Here is a 14,557-nt window from a genome sequence, read left to right as displayed (position 1 = left end):
CAGGCGAATACGGTGGGGGCCAATGATTCAGGGGCAAGATTTAGCGGGCGGGCTAGAGGAGCCCATTATGCCGTCGCAGTCCGCTACGGCCGCGATGGGCTTTTACGGCGAGCGCATCACATCACACCTTGAAATGCCCGGCCGCACTGTCGCTGAGTTTCGGCCTGGTGGCCGTCTTGGATTGGCGGTCACGCGCCTGACCTGCGATAAGGAAACGCGCAACAGAACTGCCCCAGTGCCGACGGAGGCTGCGTTCTCGATCCTCCACCAACTCCATCCTCTGCAGAGGCATTCGTGCTGGCTGAGTGGGCACAAGCGCTACTCTGATTGCTTTTCGGCTGGAACGGTGAGCGTCATCGATTTGCGAGACAGCCCCCAATGCGAGTTTGGTGGTCGCTTTGATGCTTTGCAATTCTACGTTCCGGCCGAGGCATTGGAGGAGTTGGCGGAGCATCACGCGGCACGGCGGGTGGATACTCTGCGGTGGAAACGCGACGAGCCCGACCCCATCACGGCTGCTCTGTCGGAAAGCCTGCTTGTTGCGTCGGAGTTTGCTTCCGCCAACGCATTGCTGATCGATCAGCTGTCGCTGGGGTTGCTGACGCACTTCGGCGAGACTTACGGCGGAATGCGTCGTCTGACGCAAGCGCGTGTCGGCATATTGGCGAGTTGGCAGGAGCGCAGGGCCAAGGAAATGTTGCATGCCCGCTTCGCCACGGACCTCAGTATCGCGCAGATCGCCGAGGAGTGCGGGCTGACGCCTAGCCATTTCGCGCGAGCTTTTCGGCGAAACACCGGCTTGGCGCCGCATCGCTATCTGATGAAGCTTCGCGTCGAGGAGGCGAAGAAACTGCTCGTTCGCCCTGATTTATCGCTCGAAGAGATCGCCATTTGCTGCGGCTTCGGCGGGCAGAGTCATTTGACGCGCGTCTTCGGCCGGTTCACCGGCGTGACGCCTGGTGTTTGGAGGAGGCAAGTGGGGCAGGGCTAGGCTGCACCTTCGCGCGACACGTTTTACGCCGCTTTTTGCGGCCTCAGATCGCGAACGCGCACAATGACCAATATTCTGACCGGCGCGTGTTCCGCTAGGGAACACACGCCGGTGCCGCGGGGTTCGGATCCGGTGATTGCCAGATCCGCGGGAGAGAAAGGGGCAGCTCTCCCGCTGCCGCTGCGCTTTGTGATTGCTAGGCCGGTTGGCTGGCGACATCCTCGGCGCCAGTTCTCATCAAGACATTCAACAGGGCTTCCACGTCGCGCGGACCGTCGTACCGCTGTCCATTGATGAAGAGGCTCGGTGTGCCGTTCACACCGCTGCGAACTCCTCCGAGAAAGTCACGCCTGATCTTCTCGTCAAAGCCGCCATTAAAACCTCGTTCCACAGGGGCGGTGTCCAGGCCAATTTTCCGCGCGTAATCGAGGAGATCGCGGTCCTGGAGCGCCTGCTGGTTCTCGAAGAGCGTATCGTGTGCTTCCCAGAATCGACCTTTCGTCGCCGCGGCCTCCGCGAATTCGGCGGCGCGAAGCGCGTGGGGATGCAATTCGGAGATCGGGAAATTGCGAAACACGAACAGCAGGCGGTCGCCCATGAGGTTCTTCACGGCCTTCAGAATGGGATAGGCTTCTCCGCAATAGGGGCATTCATAGTCGCCATATTCGACCAGAGTGACGCGCGCGTTCCTAGGTCCCTGCGTGTGATCGTGGTTGTCGACTGGGATCGCGAGACCGTTCATGGCAGAACTCCTTGCGCCGGAGATCGGGCGTTGAGTTTGTCGAGTGCCTCGAGGATGCCGTCTGCTCCAGGGTTGATCCCCAGCGGCGAGACGTAGCTCCAGCAAATCACCCCCTCGCGGTCGACGACAAAAAGCGCGCGTTCGCAGATGCCTTCGATCTTGCGATAGGCACCGTAGCGCGCGGCGACTTCACCTTTTGGCTCGAAATCCGCCAACAATGGAAAGTGAAGCTTGCGATCGTTCGCGAAGGCCGCGTGACACCAGACCCCGTCGACGGATATGCCGACAAGCTGGGCTCCGGCCCGATGGAATTCGGGAAGGATCTCGTTGTAGAGAGCCATCTGATCGCCGCAGACCGGACTCCAATCGGCCGGATAGAAGGCCAGGATGACCGGGCTGCCTCGCATGTCCGCGAGCGAAAGCTTCTGGTCGGGCGTCGCCGGCAGGGTGAATTGCGGGGCGACGCTTCCGGGTGGCAGGACTGTCATGGGCGACTCATGCGCTGGCATCGGAAAGGCCGGGATCGGTTTGGCGGGTCGCTCAGCGCGTGGGGCGCGTCATTTCATAAAGGAACCAGGCTCTGCGCTCCGCCTCGTCGATCCAGACCTCGATCAAGCTCGTCGACGCGACGTCGTTGTAGTTCTCGCAAACACCGTGGGCTGAGCGCAGGAAACCCGCCATGCGGCGGTTGTCGTCCGCCAACTCCGCCAGCATGTCCTGGGCAGTTACATAGTCCGCGTCATTGTCGGGCAGGCGCTGGATCCGCGCGATGTGTCCGATCGAGCGCAACGTGGTCCCTCCCACCTTTCGGGCGCGCTCGGCAAGCACGTCGGTGGTAGCGAAGATCTGGTCACCATGCTCGTCCAGCATCAGGTGGTAGTCGCGGAAGTGGGGACCCGAGAGGTGCCAGTGGAAATTCTTCGTCTTCAGATAAAGCGCGAACATGTCGGCAAGGACGCCGGTCAACGCTGCCGCGATATCCACAGTGGCTTGCGCACCGAGATCAGTCGGCGTTTGCAGTGGAGCAGTCTGGTTCGCACGGCCCGAAGCGTTGTTCATGAGCGACCTCCAATGGTGATGACCGCCGCGCGCCTGACGCCATTATCGCTGTCGGACACCGTTGACGGGCTTTCGGAGCTGACGTTACGGCCGGCGGGACGAGCGGTGAATCGACCACAAGGGTGATTGCCTCATACTTCAGTTTGCATTGGGGGAAGTCGGCGGAGGCCAAGGGCGTTGGACCAGCTCAACCTCGATCTTCGACGCAAATCGGGGAGGGGGCGAGGAGGCTCTATTCCCCTGCGGTGCGATCATGATGCCAGCCTTCTTAAACTCTTGTATGATTCCGTTTCTCGGGCGATCGCTCACACTCGCCGCGGCGGCATAAAGCGATGTGAGCGGCACGGGGCGGATCGCTTCGGCCCTGGGAATTTGGACTGCGTCCAGCGATGGCAGCTGGAGCCACGCTCATCGCGATTCCAGTCAAACCGTGACGCTAATCTGCAAGCTCCGCCTGCAGCGATAAATTACCTTGCTGGCTGCGCTGATATCATCAAAGGCTGTCGCACCAGATGTCGTCTGAATCGTTCGCTGATCGGCGGGTCTCGATACGATCACGCCGAAAGCTATCGTTTGGCGAAATTTTTGTTTCGCCTTCTGCCGGAAAGCGAAACAGCTGCCGTTTTGCGGCCGTTCTTCTGGCAACAGGCATCTTCACCATCGATACATGGACACAATTGGAAGGCGCTGTTGCCGTCCTATACGTCCTTGTCATCCTCATCGCGATGCGCACAGGGCGGCAACAGGATATCGTCTCGGCCGCAATACTGAGCCTGATCCTGACACTGATATCTTACTTGCACGCACACGGTTTCGTATTCGGTTCGCCAGCGTTCCGCGCCCTTGTGAGCCTTTCAGCGATAGGAATGGCGACGATGCTGGCCCTCTGCAATCAAGAGGCCACGCAAACGCTCTCGGATCAGGCCAAGCTCTTGAACCTGAGCCACGACATGATTTTCGTGCGGAACAGCGAGGGCCTCATCACCTTCTGGAACCGCGCCGCAGAGGATGTCTACGGTTGGTCTAGCGCCGAAGCGATCGGACGCTCAGCGGATGAGCTCCTTGCGACGCAGTACCCCGAACATCGTCACGTGATCGAGCGCGGATTGCTCTCTACCGGACGATGGGAAGGGGAGCTCGTACAGTTCGGGAAGTCAGGCGAGCGGCTGATGGTTGCAAGCCGATGGGCCCTGCAACCGGGCGGACAGGGCGATGCACTTGGAGTCCTTGAAACGCACACGGATGTGACTGAGCGCAAAAGGACGCAAGATGCGTTGCACTTGGCGCGCTTGGAGCTTGCCCATGCCGCCCGGGTTACGACGCTGGGTGAATTGACCGCGTCGATCGCGCACGAAGTCAATCAACCGCTGATGGCGGTTGTTACGAATGCGGAAGCCTGCCGACGCTGGTTGCAGAGGAACCCGCCCGATATCCAGGAGGTCGATACGGCGATTGGGCGAGTCATCTCCGAGGGGCAACGTGCCAGCGAGATCGTCACTCGCATTCGCGGATTCCTAAACAAGGAACCAACTCAATCGAGCCAACTCAACGTCGCAACGCTCGTTGGCGAGGCGGTCTTGCTGGTTGAACGGGAGTTGCAACATGGGGAGGTCGAATTGCGGCTCGCGTTGGAGCCGAACCTCCCACCCATTCAGGGAGACAAGGTCCAACTCCAGCAAGTGCTAGTCAATATCCTGGTAAATGGTGTGCAGGCCATGGCTGGGCTTCTGGGTGGCCGGCACATCTCTCTGCAGGCGTTCCGTTCTGACGCTGATGCCATCGCGATAGAGATTAGCGATACCGGTCCGGGCATTGCCGAGGGCGATCAAGAGAGACTATTTGATCCATTTTTCACCACCAAGGACCATGGGATGGGCATGGGCCTCGCGATTAGCAGGACACTTGTCGAAGCCCATGGCGGGCAGTTGAAAKCAACGAGCGCCTCGGGCTGCGGCGCGACCTTCCATCTGACGCTTCCGGCACTGAACACGAGTGTCGCGCCATGACACGGCTGCGGACCGTGAGCACCGGATCTGTCGCTGTCGCGTCGGCACCTTTTGTGGCCGTGGTCGATGACGATCCTGGTGTCAGGGATGCCCTCGACAGCCTTTTTCGCTCTGTCGGATTGGCGACCCTGCTCTTCGGGTCGCCGGCTGAGCTGCTCGCGAACGCGTTGCCGAGCGTTCCCGGTTGCCTGCTTCTTGATGTGAGACTGCCTGGTCTCAACGGCCTGGATTTTCAGGAGCAGCTGGTACGTGATGGGTTCAACGTGCCGATCGTCTTTATGACGGGACATGGGGATATCCCGATGTCGGTTCGGGCAATGAAAGCGGGTGCGGTCGACTTTCTGGCAAAGCCGTTTCGCGAGCAAGACATGCTCGACGCGGTGACACTCGCGATCGCACGAGACCGGTCTCGGCGCCACGAACTCGAAGCCAAACACGATCTGCGGATCGAGTACGAAACGCTCACGCCCCGCGAGCGCGAGGTTATGGCACACGTCGTGGCAGGTTTGATGAACAAGCAGGTGGCAAATGCCATCGGTATCAGCGAAATCACCGTCAAGATTCATCGCGGCAACGTCATGCGGAAGATGCAGGTGCGATCGCTCGCTGACCTCGTGCGAAAGGCCGAAGCCCTCGGCGCTTCGAGAGCTTGAGCTGCCGGCAGCGCAAACCTCTGTATGATTCCGCTTCGTTCATTCTGCCTGCATAAACGCCAAAGCTGGGGCATCGCTGCCCGCTTCCTGCGAGATTGGCGTGATTGGCTTCGGAATGCCTCACATACCCACAATCGCGATCGTGGACGATGATGAAGGGGTCCGCACCTCGCTCTCAAGCCTCCTTCGTGCTCTCGGCTACCATGTTCGCGGTTACGCCTCCGCGCAGGATTTTCTGAACGATCCAGCCATCGAAGAGCCGGACTGCCTGCTGGTTGATGTCCAGATGCCTGGGATGAGCGGCGAGCAGTTGCAAATGCATCTGGTCGCGTCTGAACGCTCCTTCCCCATCATCTTCATGACGGCATTTCCACAAGCGGGCATCCGCGAACGTGTGATGGCAGCTGGTGCTCGCGGTTTCTTGCAGAAGCCCGCCGACGCCGGGCAAATCGCTAGTTCCTTGGCGGGGGTGCTCGGCGGGGATGGCTAACGGCTGACTCCTAACACCATCGTATGGGAAGCCGATCCCTACGTACGATTCTCGCCAGGTTGAAGGCCGCCTAGCGTCGCGCTGCTGACGGAACCGCTCGGGAAACCGGTATCCATCCGCTCACCCGATGCCCCAAGCGAGGCACTTATGACCGATTTAGCAACCCCTCCAACCTGGTCGAGGCGCGAAGCTGTAGCGACATTGGCCGGTGCAGCGAGCGCTGCATTCCTTCCCGCTGCCGCCTTCGCGCAGTCCTCGACAGCAACCTCGGGCCCAAAAGGAAAGACACAGATGAGCAGCGGTTTCGTAAAGACCAAGGATGGCGTCGAGATCTTCTACAAGGACTGGGGTCGCAAGAATGCCCAGCCGATCGTGTTCCATCACGGCTGGCCGCTGTCCTCTGACGACTGGGACGCACAGATGCTGTTCTTTGTGCTGCACGGCTATCGTGTCGTGGCGCATGATCGTCGTGGCCATGGCCGTTCAGCCCAGGTGAGCGACGGCCACGACATGGATCACTACGCGGCCGACGCCTTTGCCGTCGTCGAGCATCTCAATCTGCGGAACGCGGTGCATATCGGTCACTCGACCGGCGGCGGCGAGGTCGCCCGTTACGTTGCGAAGMACGGCCAACCCGCCGGCCGCGTCGCCAAGGCCGTGCTGGTCTCAGCCGTACCGCCGCTGATGCTCAAGACGGCGAGCAACCCCGAGGGCCTACCGATGGAGGTTTTCGACGGCTTTCGCAAGGGCGTGGCCGACAATCGCGCGCAACTCTATCTCGATGTGGCGGCCGGCCCGTTCTACGGCTTCAATCGCGAGGGCGCGAAGGTCTATCAAGGCGTCGTCCAGAACTGGTGGCGCCAGGGCATGATCGGCAGCGCCAAGGCCCATTATGACGGCATCAAGGCCTTCTCCGAAACCGACCAGACCGAGGATTTGAAAGCCATCACCGTGCCGACCCTCGTGCTGCATGGCGATGACGATCAGATCGTGCCCATCGCCGACTCCGCACTCAAATCCGCCAAGCTGCTTAAGAACGGCACGCTGAAGATCTACAAGGGCTATCCCCACGGCATGCTCACGACGCATGCCGACGTGATCAATCCGGACCTTCTCGCCTTCGTGAAAGGCTGAACGGACTCGACCGAGGCGCCACTGGGGGAGGGTAGCCCTGCTACCCTCCCATTTCTTGCTTGAATGCCGGGCCTCCCGGGGTGCCGCGGCCGATCTGCAACGCGACGACGGCCCAAAGCTCTCCGCGGTCAAACCCAGCAGGGGCTGGCGGCTCTTCCTACATGCTCGAGGCGGTGGCGATTTTCTTGACGAGGTTCCGGATCAACCTCCGATGCTTCGTGAGCCTGCGCCGCCGAATCTCAGAGGGCGGAGGCACCAAGGCGGCGGCCATAGGCGGCAATCTCCCGCCCAACGGGAAGTCGCTCGCGCTCGAAGCCAGCCAGAGCGCGTTCAAGATTGTCTTCAGCCGCCAGATGACGGTGCAACGCCATGACGTCTCCGGCTGCCTTTGAGACTCCCATTGCAGTATGTGGCCTCACCACGAAGGCCGCATCGCCGATCAGCGCGATCGGTCCTCGCACCATCCGGGGGGCTTCGTAGTCGAAGATGCCTCGGATCGATGGCTTGTCCTCACTGCCGACCGCGAGGGCAAATTGGGGCGGCAAGGTATCGGCAGCATCCCGATGCAGCATCGCCAGACGGTCAGCCGAAAAGCCACTCCTCGGCAGCGAGAACGGATGGGTTCGGCCCTGCGTGTCGGTGAACAACGCCGGGAGTTGGTCACTGCTGCCCGGCCGATACCAGACCCAGTTATAGCGCCGTTCGCCTTGCGCCATCTCTCCCTTTGAGCCCGGTACGAGATATCCGAGCGCATGGGCTCCGCGCTTCACGTAGAATGCAAAGCGCCCGATCAGCAGCGCCGCTTCCGATGGCAAGGCTGTCTCCGGTACGAGACCGCGCCAGGCTGAATAGCCTGCATAGCCGTTGACGTGGTTTTCGGGGTTCACGGCCTTGCGGACAATCGAACCGATCCCGTCGGCTCCGATCACGAGATCGGCTTTGCAGGCAGCTCCGTCACGGAAGTGGAGGACCGTGCCCGTCTCCGCGGGCTCGATGGCTTCCAACTCCTGCCCCAGTGCGTGGCGTTCCCCACCCAGATCGCTTGCCAAGTTCTCGTAGAGAACACCCCACGAGATTTGCATCTGCGGCATCGCGAGCGTTTCCGCCACCCCTCCGGCTCTGTCCAGATAGATCCGTTCTTCAGCCATGACCCCGATGGTGGCCACGCGCTCCTGACCGAGCAGGCGCAGCATACGGAACACATCCGCTTGCGCGACAAGGCCTGCGCCGCGACCGGAGAGCCCGTGCCGGGAGCGCTCATGAACGCGGACTTCGTGGCCATCCCGCCGCAGCAGGAGAGCGGCAAACAACCCAGCAAGAGAACCGCCGACGATGCTGATGCAAAGGGCTCTCATGTGGGGGGCGTATTGGCAGCCTATGACGGCGGGACGAGCCAGCAACCCAACAACATCGCACCACAGCGGGCAATCATACGGAGGTGTGCGGTCCCCATCCCCAAGCGCTACAGCCTCCCCGAGGTCAAGGCTCTAGCATTCAAAAAGGGCAGCCGGCCGGATTCGTCGCTGGCCCGTTCGCGCTGATTGGTTGCAGGGGACCCTTCCGATGACACAGCAAGGTATTACTGCGCCGCTTCCATTCGTGCTCCGGACCTCGGCAATCTATGCCATAGCGGCCGCTGCCGGCATCGCGGTGGCGAACATCTACTACAATCAGCCGATGCTGGGCCTGATCGAAGAGGCTCTCCCCGGTCAGGCTACGGGATTGGTCCCGACCGCTACCCAGCTCGGCTACGCCTGCGGCCTTTTCCTGCTGGTTCCACTTGGTGACATTGTCGAACGACGGCGGCTGATCGTCCTGCAGTTCGGCTTCCTCGCTGTCGCGCTCGTGCTGGCCGCCCTGGCGCCGAATGCGCTGTTGATCGTCCTCGCTTCTCTCGTCGTTGGCCTGTCGGCCACTGTCGCCCAGCAGATTGTTCCGCTGGCGGCGCATCTGGCTGCCCCCGAGCGGCGAGGGGCAGTCGTGGGTACGGTCCTGGCCGGCATTCTGACCGGCATCCTGCTGAGCCGGACCCTAGCAGGTTTCGTAGCGACCCATGCAGGCTGGCGGGAGATGTTTTGGCTGGGCGTGCCGATGGCGCTTGCCGCGGGCGGGCTGATGGCACTGGTCCTTCCGCATGCTCCGCCGGAATCGGAGCTGAGCTATGGTCGGCTGCTGAGTTCCATCTGGGATCTGTGGCGCGAATTCGCGGTGCTTCGGCTGGCCGCAATCACGCAGGCGCTGATTTTCGCGGCATTCACCGTCTTCTGGACCGTGCTCGCCTTCCGGCTGCAGGCGCCGCCCTTTGGTTTGGGTGCCGACATCGCCGGCCTGTTCGGCATCGTCGGGGCGGTCGGCATCTTCGCCGCGCCGCTGGCGGGGCGTTTCGCGGATGCTCGGGGGCCGGCGCCTGTTGTTGCGATGGGGGCCATCGTCACTCTGGTTTCGTGGATCGTCTTTGGTGCGTGGACCTCCTTGGCCGGGCTGGTGTTCGGCGTGGTGCTCCTCGACTTCGCCATGCAATCGGCACTCGTGTCGAACCAGCACATCGTCTTTGCGCTGCGGCCCGAGGCTCGGGCTCGGCTCAACACGGTCCTGATGGGAGCCATGTTCTTCGGGGGCTCGATCGGCTCGGCCAGCGGCATGGCCGCCTGGCAGTTCGGCGGCTGGCCTGGGGTGGTCGTCCTCGGTTTGATTTTTGGCGCCATTGCGACAGCGATGCAGTTTGCCTGCATTGCCCGCAGCCGCAGCCACACGACCGGCTCCTGAAGCCTTCGCCGGCATCAACCGCGCCGCAGGGGCAAGCAGAGCATGCGTCTCAAAACCATACTTGGTATTGGCATCGCCTTGGCTGTCAGCGCTGGAGCTGGTGCGCTGGCCTATGCTTGGCGGTTCGAGATAGCTCCGATCGAGACCCCTGCGCCTGCCAGCTTCGATGCGGCGACGGTCGCCAAGGGACGCAATCTTGCTCTCATCGGCGATTGCCAGACCTGCCACACGACCCCGGGCGGCCGCATCTTCGCCGGCGGCCTGGCGATGCCGACGCCGTTTGGCACCATCTATTCGACCAACATCACGCCCGATCGCGGGACAGGAATCGGCTCGTGGTCCCAGGAGGCTTTTGCGCGGGCAATGCGCGAAGGCGTAGATCGGGAAGGGCGGCACCTCTATCCGGCGTTCCCCTACGACCATTTCATGCTGACCAGCGATCAGGATCTCGAAGCGCTATACGCCTTCTTCATGACGCGCGAGGCGGTCAGCGCACCGACGCCCGCCAACGAGCTGCCATTCCCGATCAATATCCGCCTCGTTCTTGCCGGCTGGAAATTGCTCTTCTTCAGCCAAAGGCGGCTGCAGCCCGACCTTGCGAATGACGCGCAATGGAATCGCGGGCGCTATCTCGTCGAAGGTCTCGGCCATTGCGGTGCCTGTCACACGCCGCGCAACCTCATGGGGGCGGAAGTCCAGTCCCGCGCTTTCGAAGGCGCCCGGGTCGAGGGCTGGCTGGCCTACGGACTGGGAAAGGCATCGAAGGCGCCGCTGCCGTGGACGGCCCAGGCATTGGAGACCTATCTGGCTGAGGGCTCCCACCCGGATCATGGCGTGGCTCGGGGGCCGATGGCGCCGGTGACGGACAACCTTTCTCTTGTGCCGCGCGAAGAAGTCGCCGCAATGGCCGCCTATATTGCCGCGCTTGCACCCGCGGGCGCACCTGTTGCCAAACCGACTGGCGTCGCGCAGCCGGCTCTTGCGCAATCGGCTGGTCTGCAGATCGCGACGCCTCCGGACATGCCCGGAGCGGGAGCCCGCCTCTACGCCAGCGCTTGCGCTTCATGCCACGACGCTGGGCGCAGCCCGCCATTGGGAGCGGTATCGCTCGCAGCTTCCACAGCGCTGGCGGGGGAGGGGCCGGAGAATCTGGTGAAGCTCGTTCTGAACGGGATTCCCGCTGCCGGCGGTGCCAAGGCGCCGATCATGCCGGGCTTCGGGGCCGTCATGACCGACGAGCAGATTGCGGCTCTGGTGAAGCACCTCCGCAGCCAGGTCGCAACGCGCCCGGACTGGCCCGATCTGCAGAAGGTCCTCCGAGAGGCGCGGGGCGAGCTCGCGCCCGATCAGGCGAAATGAGGAGGCTGGTATGGCCAATGTCACAATCAATGGCACCAGTCACGCGATCAAGGCCGCGCCTGATACGCCGCTGCTCTATGTCCTGCGCAACGAGTTGAAACTCAATGCGGCGAAGTTCGGCTGCGGACTCGGCCAGTGCGGAGCCTGCACCGTAATCGTTGACGGCGAGGCCGTATTCTCCTGCGTTACCCCGGTCGAGCTGGTCGAGGGGCGTTCCGTGACGACGCTGGAAGGGCTCGGGTCCAGGGAAAATCCCGGGATTTTGCAGCAAGCTTTTATCGACGAGCAGGCGGCCCAGTGTGGCTACTGCATTCCCGGCATGATGATGCGCGCGCAGGCGATGCTCCAACGCAACCCACGGGTATCGGATCGGCAGATCCGCGAAGAGATGGAACCGCATCTGTGCCGGTGCGGCACGCATATGCGCATCCTCCGCGCTATCCGTCGGGCGGCCGACCGGGTGGCCGGGACACTCGTGCCGTCGGCGCCGGGAGGCCGGTCATGAACGCGATGCTGTCACGCCGCGCTGTCCTCGCTGGCGCCGGCGCACTGACCCTGGCGTTCAGTTGGTCCGCTGCGCGGGCGCAGACCGAAACCGGGAAGGGAGAGGGGCCGACAAAGCGAGGTCTCCCTGGCAGCCTCGATGACACGCCTCGGCTCGATGCCTGGATCCGGCTCGATGCCACTGGCTCCGTGACCATCCTGACCGGCAAGGCCGAACTCGGGCAGGGCCTCAAGACGGCTATTCTCCAGATCGCCGCGGAAGAGCTCAAAGTGCCCTTCTCATCGCTCGGTCTCGTCACTGCCGATACCGGCCGAACAGCCGATGAAGGCTATACGGCAGCAAGCCATTCAATTCGCGATTCGGGCACTGCGATCCGCAACGCCGCCGCCCAGGTGCGGGAAATCCTGATTGCCGAGGCCGCGCGACGGCTGACCGTCCCGCCTGAAACGCTGCGTGCGGCCGAAGGGGCCGTTCTCGGTCCAGGGGGAGTGCGCCTGAGCTACGGAGAGCTGGTCAGTGCTGAGTTGCTGCAGGTCGAGGCTCGACCCACTTCGAAACTGACACCGACGGCCGACTTCACCGTGATGAACCGGCCGGTCGCAAGGATCGACATTCCGGGCAAGGTCACGGGCGGCGAAGCCTATGTGCAGGATCGTCGCCCAGACGGCATGCTCCATGCCAGGATGATCCGGCCGCCGAGCTATGACGCCGAAATTGCTCGGCTGGATGCCACTGCCGTGGAAGCCATGCCCGGGGTTGTGAACGTTTTCCGCGACCGCAATGTCCTTGCCGTAGTAGCGGACGACGAATGGACGGCCATTCAGGCCATGCGCCGCCTCTCGGCACGCGTCGCGTGGAAGGAGCAGGCGTCGCTGCCGGATGCGGCGAATCTGGGCGACGCTCTGACGGTCCTTCCATCGCGCGACACCGCCATCCTCGAGGTGGGAACGCCGGGTGGGGCGGGAACTGTCGTCGAAGGACGCTTCGTACGCCCCTATCTCGCGCATGGCTCGATCGGCCCATCCTGCGCCATTGCCGAGGCGCTCGACGGCGAGGTGACGATCTGGACGCATACCCAAGGCGTCTATCCGCTCCGCCAGGCCATCGCGGGAATGCTGAAGCTGCCGCTCGACAAGGTTCGATGCATCCATGTCGAGGGCGCGGGCTGTTATGGTCAGAATGGTGCGGACGACGTTGGCGCCGACGCCGCCCTGATCGCGATGGCGCTGCCGGGACGCCCGATCCGCGTGCAGTGGATGCGTGAGCAGGAACATGCCTGGGAGCCTTTCGGGCCCGGCATGGTGGCCGCGGTGCGCGCCGTGGTCGACGGCAGTGGCGCCGTCACGGACTGGCACAGCGAGGTTTGGAGCCAGTCCCACATGATGCGGCCCGGGCCGCCGGGCACGCTGCTGGCTGCCCGGGACAAGAGCGATCCGGCTCCGCCGGCTCCGCCCGTCGCCCTCGCGCAGCCGGAGGGAGGTGGCGATCGCAACGCGATCCCGCTCTACCACTTCCCGAATGCGAAGGTGGTCCATCACTTCCTGCCGGAGATGCCGTTGCGCGGCTCCTCGATGCGTTCCCTCGGCGGCTATCTGAACGTCCTGGCCATCGAGAGCACCATCGACGATCTGGCTCATGCCTCAGGGCAGGATCCGGTCGCATTACGCCTGCGCCTGCTCACCGATGATCGCGCTCGGGCCGTCGTCGAGAAGGCAGCTATGGATTTTGCATGGAAGGCGCGACCGCGACTTCCAAAGGGAGGCGGCTACGGCTTCGGCTTTGCCCGGTACAAGAACCTCGAAGCGTATTGCGCCGTCGCGCTGGAAATCTTCGTCGACCCTGAGGCGGGCGAGGTCCGCATCGTCCGCGTCAACGCGGCTACCGACACCGGAGAGGTCGTCAACCCGGATGGTGTCAGGAATCAGATCGAGGGAGGGATCATTCAGTCCGCGAGCTGGACGCTGTTCGAGGAGGTGACGTTCGATCGCAAGCGCATCACGTCGTTCGACTGGTCGTCCTACCCGATCCTTCGGTTCTCAAGCGTTCCGGAACGGTTGGATGTCGCGATTATCGACAGGCCCGGCGCACCGTTTCTCGGCGTGGCGGAGGCGTCGCAAGGCCCAACGGCTGCGGCCCTGGGCAACGCCATTCGTGACGCAAGCGGTCAAAGATTGCGGCAATTGCCGTTCACTCCGGCCCGTATTCGGGCCGCCTTCGGACGGTGAGCGGACGAACTATAGCTGGCGAGCCATCACCGACGGGCATGGCCCAGTACGTTCTGCCGAGCTGGCGTCCGCGCCTCCTCTCACGTCCGCTGCTCCACGCATTGATCGTCGTCGCCAAGTACTGCTGGGCTGGACGATCGCGACGCAATCTATGCCTTCAAGCGACCGCTATCGTCGCTCTGTTCTGCTGGCTGCTTGCGGCCTTCGTCCCAAAGCCCCCCGGCCGCCCGCTGCAACGGTGGTCTCGTGAGGGCGTCTCACCCTGTAGCGGCACCGAGCCCTGGACGGCGAAACCGTCCGTTGGGCCATCCCGTGTCGGGATTTCATAAGTTGGAGAACCCTATGAGCAGCCAAACCGTGGGCAATGCCGCGCCTCGTGCCCATCAAATGTTTCCTGTGTTGACGCACGATCAGATCGAAACGATGCGTCGCTTCGCCAGTGGTCCGCCCCGGCGTTTCACTTCCGGCGAGCCGGTCTCGGCCGCTGGCGAAGGTGTGCAGATCGGGCGCGAAGGCCATGATGGCGCCCGCCGTGACCGGCCCTACGCCTGGGACGGTGCACAAGCGGCGCGTCTCGACCTGCTCCTCGCTCGCCGCCCTGAGGCCAGAGGCCAGCTCTTCGATCCG

The 14,557-nt window shown here is 63.0% G+C and carries 15 protein-coding genes; 10 read left to right on the top strand and 5 right to left on the bottom strand.

Going from position 1 to position 14,557, the window contains the following annotated elements:
• The first annotated feature begins 67 nt into the window (after window positions 1-67).
• A complete protein-coding gene (locus AC1DIN_RS28835) occupies window positions 68-991 on the top strand; it encodes a helix-turn-helix domain-containing protein (RefSeq protein WP_441473373.1) in 924 nt (307 codons plus the stop codon).
• Window positions 992-1,187: 196 nt separating this feature from the next.
• Here AC1DIN_RS28835 and AC1DIN_RS28830 read toward each other — a convergent pair whose 3' ends face one another.
• Genes AC1DIN_RS28830 through AC1DIN_RS28820 form a run of 3 tightly spaced genes read right to left on the bottom strand, consistent with a single transcriptional unit; the run spans window position 1,188 to window position 2,792 of the window.
• A complete protein-coding gene (locus AC1DIN_RS28830; protein ID WP_476812228.1) occupies window positions 1,188-1,733 on the bottom strand; it encodes a DsbA family protein in 546 nt (181 codons plus the stop codon).
• Window positions 1,730-2,221 carry a redoxin domain-containing protein gene (locus AC1DIN_RS28825; RefSeq protein ID WP_441473371.1) on the bottom strand — a complete coding sequence of 164 codons (492 nt, stop codon included), beginning with the start codon at window positions 2,219-2,221 and terminating at the stop codon, window positions 1,730-1,732. The genes AC1DIN_RS28830 and AC1DIN_RS28825 overlap by 4 nt, the downstream gene beginning before the upstream one ends.
• A gap of 52 nt (window positions 2,222-2,273) precedes the next feature.
• Window positions 2,274-2,792: a Dps family protein gene (locus tag AC1DIN_RS28820; protein ID WP_441473370.1), complete on the bottom strand. Its 519-nt coding sequence runs from the start codon at window positions 2,790-2,792 to the stop codon at window positions 2,274-2,276.
• A gap of 512 nt (window positions 2,793-3,304) precedes the next feature.
• Between AC1DIN_RS28820 and AC1DIN_RS28815 the strand changes: the two genes are divergently transcribed.
• The 4 genes from AC1DIN_RS28815 to AC1DIN_RS28800 all read left to right on the top strand — a co-directional run bounded on the left by AC1DIN_RS28815 (window position 3,305) and on the right by AC1DIN_RS28800 (window position 7,075).
• On the top strand, window positions 3,305-4,798 hold the full coding sequence (locus AC1DIN_RS28815) for a two-component system sensor histidine kinase NtrB (RefSeq protein WP_476812227.1): 1,494 nt from the start codon (window positions 3,305-3,307) through the stop codon (window positions 4,796-4,798).
• On the top strand, window positions 4,795-5,451 hold the full coding sequence (locus tag AC1DIN_RS28810; protein ID WP_441473368.1) for a response regulator transcription factor: 657 nt from the start codon (window positions 4,795-4,797) through the stop codon (window positions 5,449-5,451). Before AC1DIN_RS28815 ends, AC1DIN_RS28810 begins: the two co-directional genes overlap by 4 nt.
• Before the next feature lie 100 nt (window positions 5,452-5,551).
• The gene (locus AC1DIN_RS28805; protein ID WP_476812226.1) at window positions 5,552-5,941 is read left to right on the top strand and encodes a response regulator transcription factor; all 390 of its coding nucleotides are present in this window, start codon (window positions 5,552-5,554) and stop codon (window positions 5,939-5,941) included.
• Between the two features lie 147 nt (window positions 5,942-6,088).
• Entirely contained in the window at window positions 6,089-7,075 is a 987-nt protein-coding gene (locus tag AC1DIN_RS28800; RefSeq protein WP_476812225.1) for an alpha/beta fold hydrolase, read from the top strand.
• Window positions 7,076-7,314: 239 nt separating this feature from the next.
• Here AC1DIN_RS28800 and AC1DIN_RS28795 read toward each other — a convergent pair whose 3' ends face one another.
• A complete protein-coding gene (locus AC1DIN_RS28795; protein WP_476812224.1) occupies window positions 7,315-8,430 on the bottom strand; it encodes an FAD binding domain-containing protein in 1,116 nt (371 codons plus the stop codon).
• Here AC1DIN_RS28795 and AC1DIN_RS28790 point away from each other — a divergent pair.
• From AC1DIN_RS28790 to AC1DIN_RS28770, 5 genes are read left to right on the top strand one after another with little or no spacing between them, the layout of a single operon-like run.
• On the top strand, window positions 8,335-8,616 hold the full coding sequence (locus tag AC1DIN_RS28790) for a hypothetical protein (RefSeq protein WP_441473397.1): 282 nt from the start codon (window positions 8,335-8,337) through the stop codon (window positions 8,614-8,616). The two genes, AC1DIN_RS28795 and AC1DIN_RS28790, sit on opposite strands and share 96 nt — an antisense overlap.
• Window positions 8,617-8,638: 22 nt before the next feature.
• Complete coding sequence (locus AC1DIN_RS28785) at window positions 8,639-9,841, top strand: MFS transporter (protein WP_476812223.1); 1,203 nt, start codon at window positions 8,639-8,641, stop codon at window positions 9,839-9,841.
• A gap of 42 nt (window positions 9,842-9,883) precedes the next feature.
• Window positions 9,884-11,200, top strand: a complete 1,317-nt coding sequence (locus AC1DIN_RS28780; protein ID WP_476812222.1) for a c-type cytochrome — start codon at window positions 9,884-9,886, stop codon at window positions 11,198-11,200.
• A 10-nt stretch (window positions 11,201-11,210) separates the two neighbouring features.
• On the top strand, window positions 11,211-11,705 hold the full coding sequence (locus tag AC1DIN_RS28775; RefSeq protein ID WP_441473362.1) for a (2Fe-2S)-binding protein: 495 nt from the start codon (window positions 11,211-11,213) through the stop codon (window positions 11,703-11,705).
• Window positions 11,702-13,930, top strand: a complete 2,229-nt coding sequence (locus AC1DIN_RS28770; protein ID WP_476812221.1) for a xanthine dehydrogenase family protein molybdopterin-binding subunit — start codon at window positions 11,702-11,704, stop codon at window positions 13,928-13,930. The genes AC1DIN_RS28775 and AC1DIN_RS28770 overlap by 4 nt, the downstream gene beginning before the upstream one ends.
• 168 nt (window positions 13,931-14,098) lie before the next feature.
• Here the strand turns inward: AC1DIN_RS28770 and AC1DIN_RS28765 are convergent, their stop codons facing one another.
• Window positions 14,099-14,494 (bottom strand): hypothetical protein, encoded by a 396-nt coding sequence (locus tag AC1DIN_RS28765; protein ID WP_476812242.1) that lies wholly within the window; start codon window positions 14,492-14,494, stop codon window positions 14,099-14,101.
• Between the last annotated feature and the right edge of the window lie 63 nt (window positions 14,495-14,557).

The sequence above is a fragment of the Allobosea sp. 05T438 genome (genome assembly GCF_056396025.1).
The sequence above is the reverse complement of the archived record's forward strand: the minus strand, read 5'-3'. Positions and strand labels throughout refer to the sequence as shown.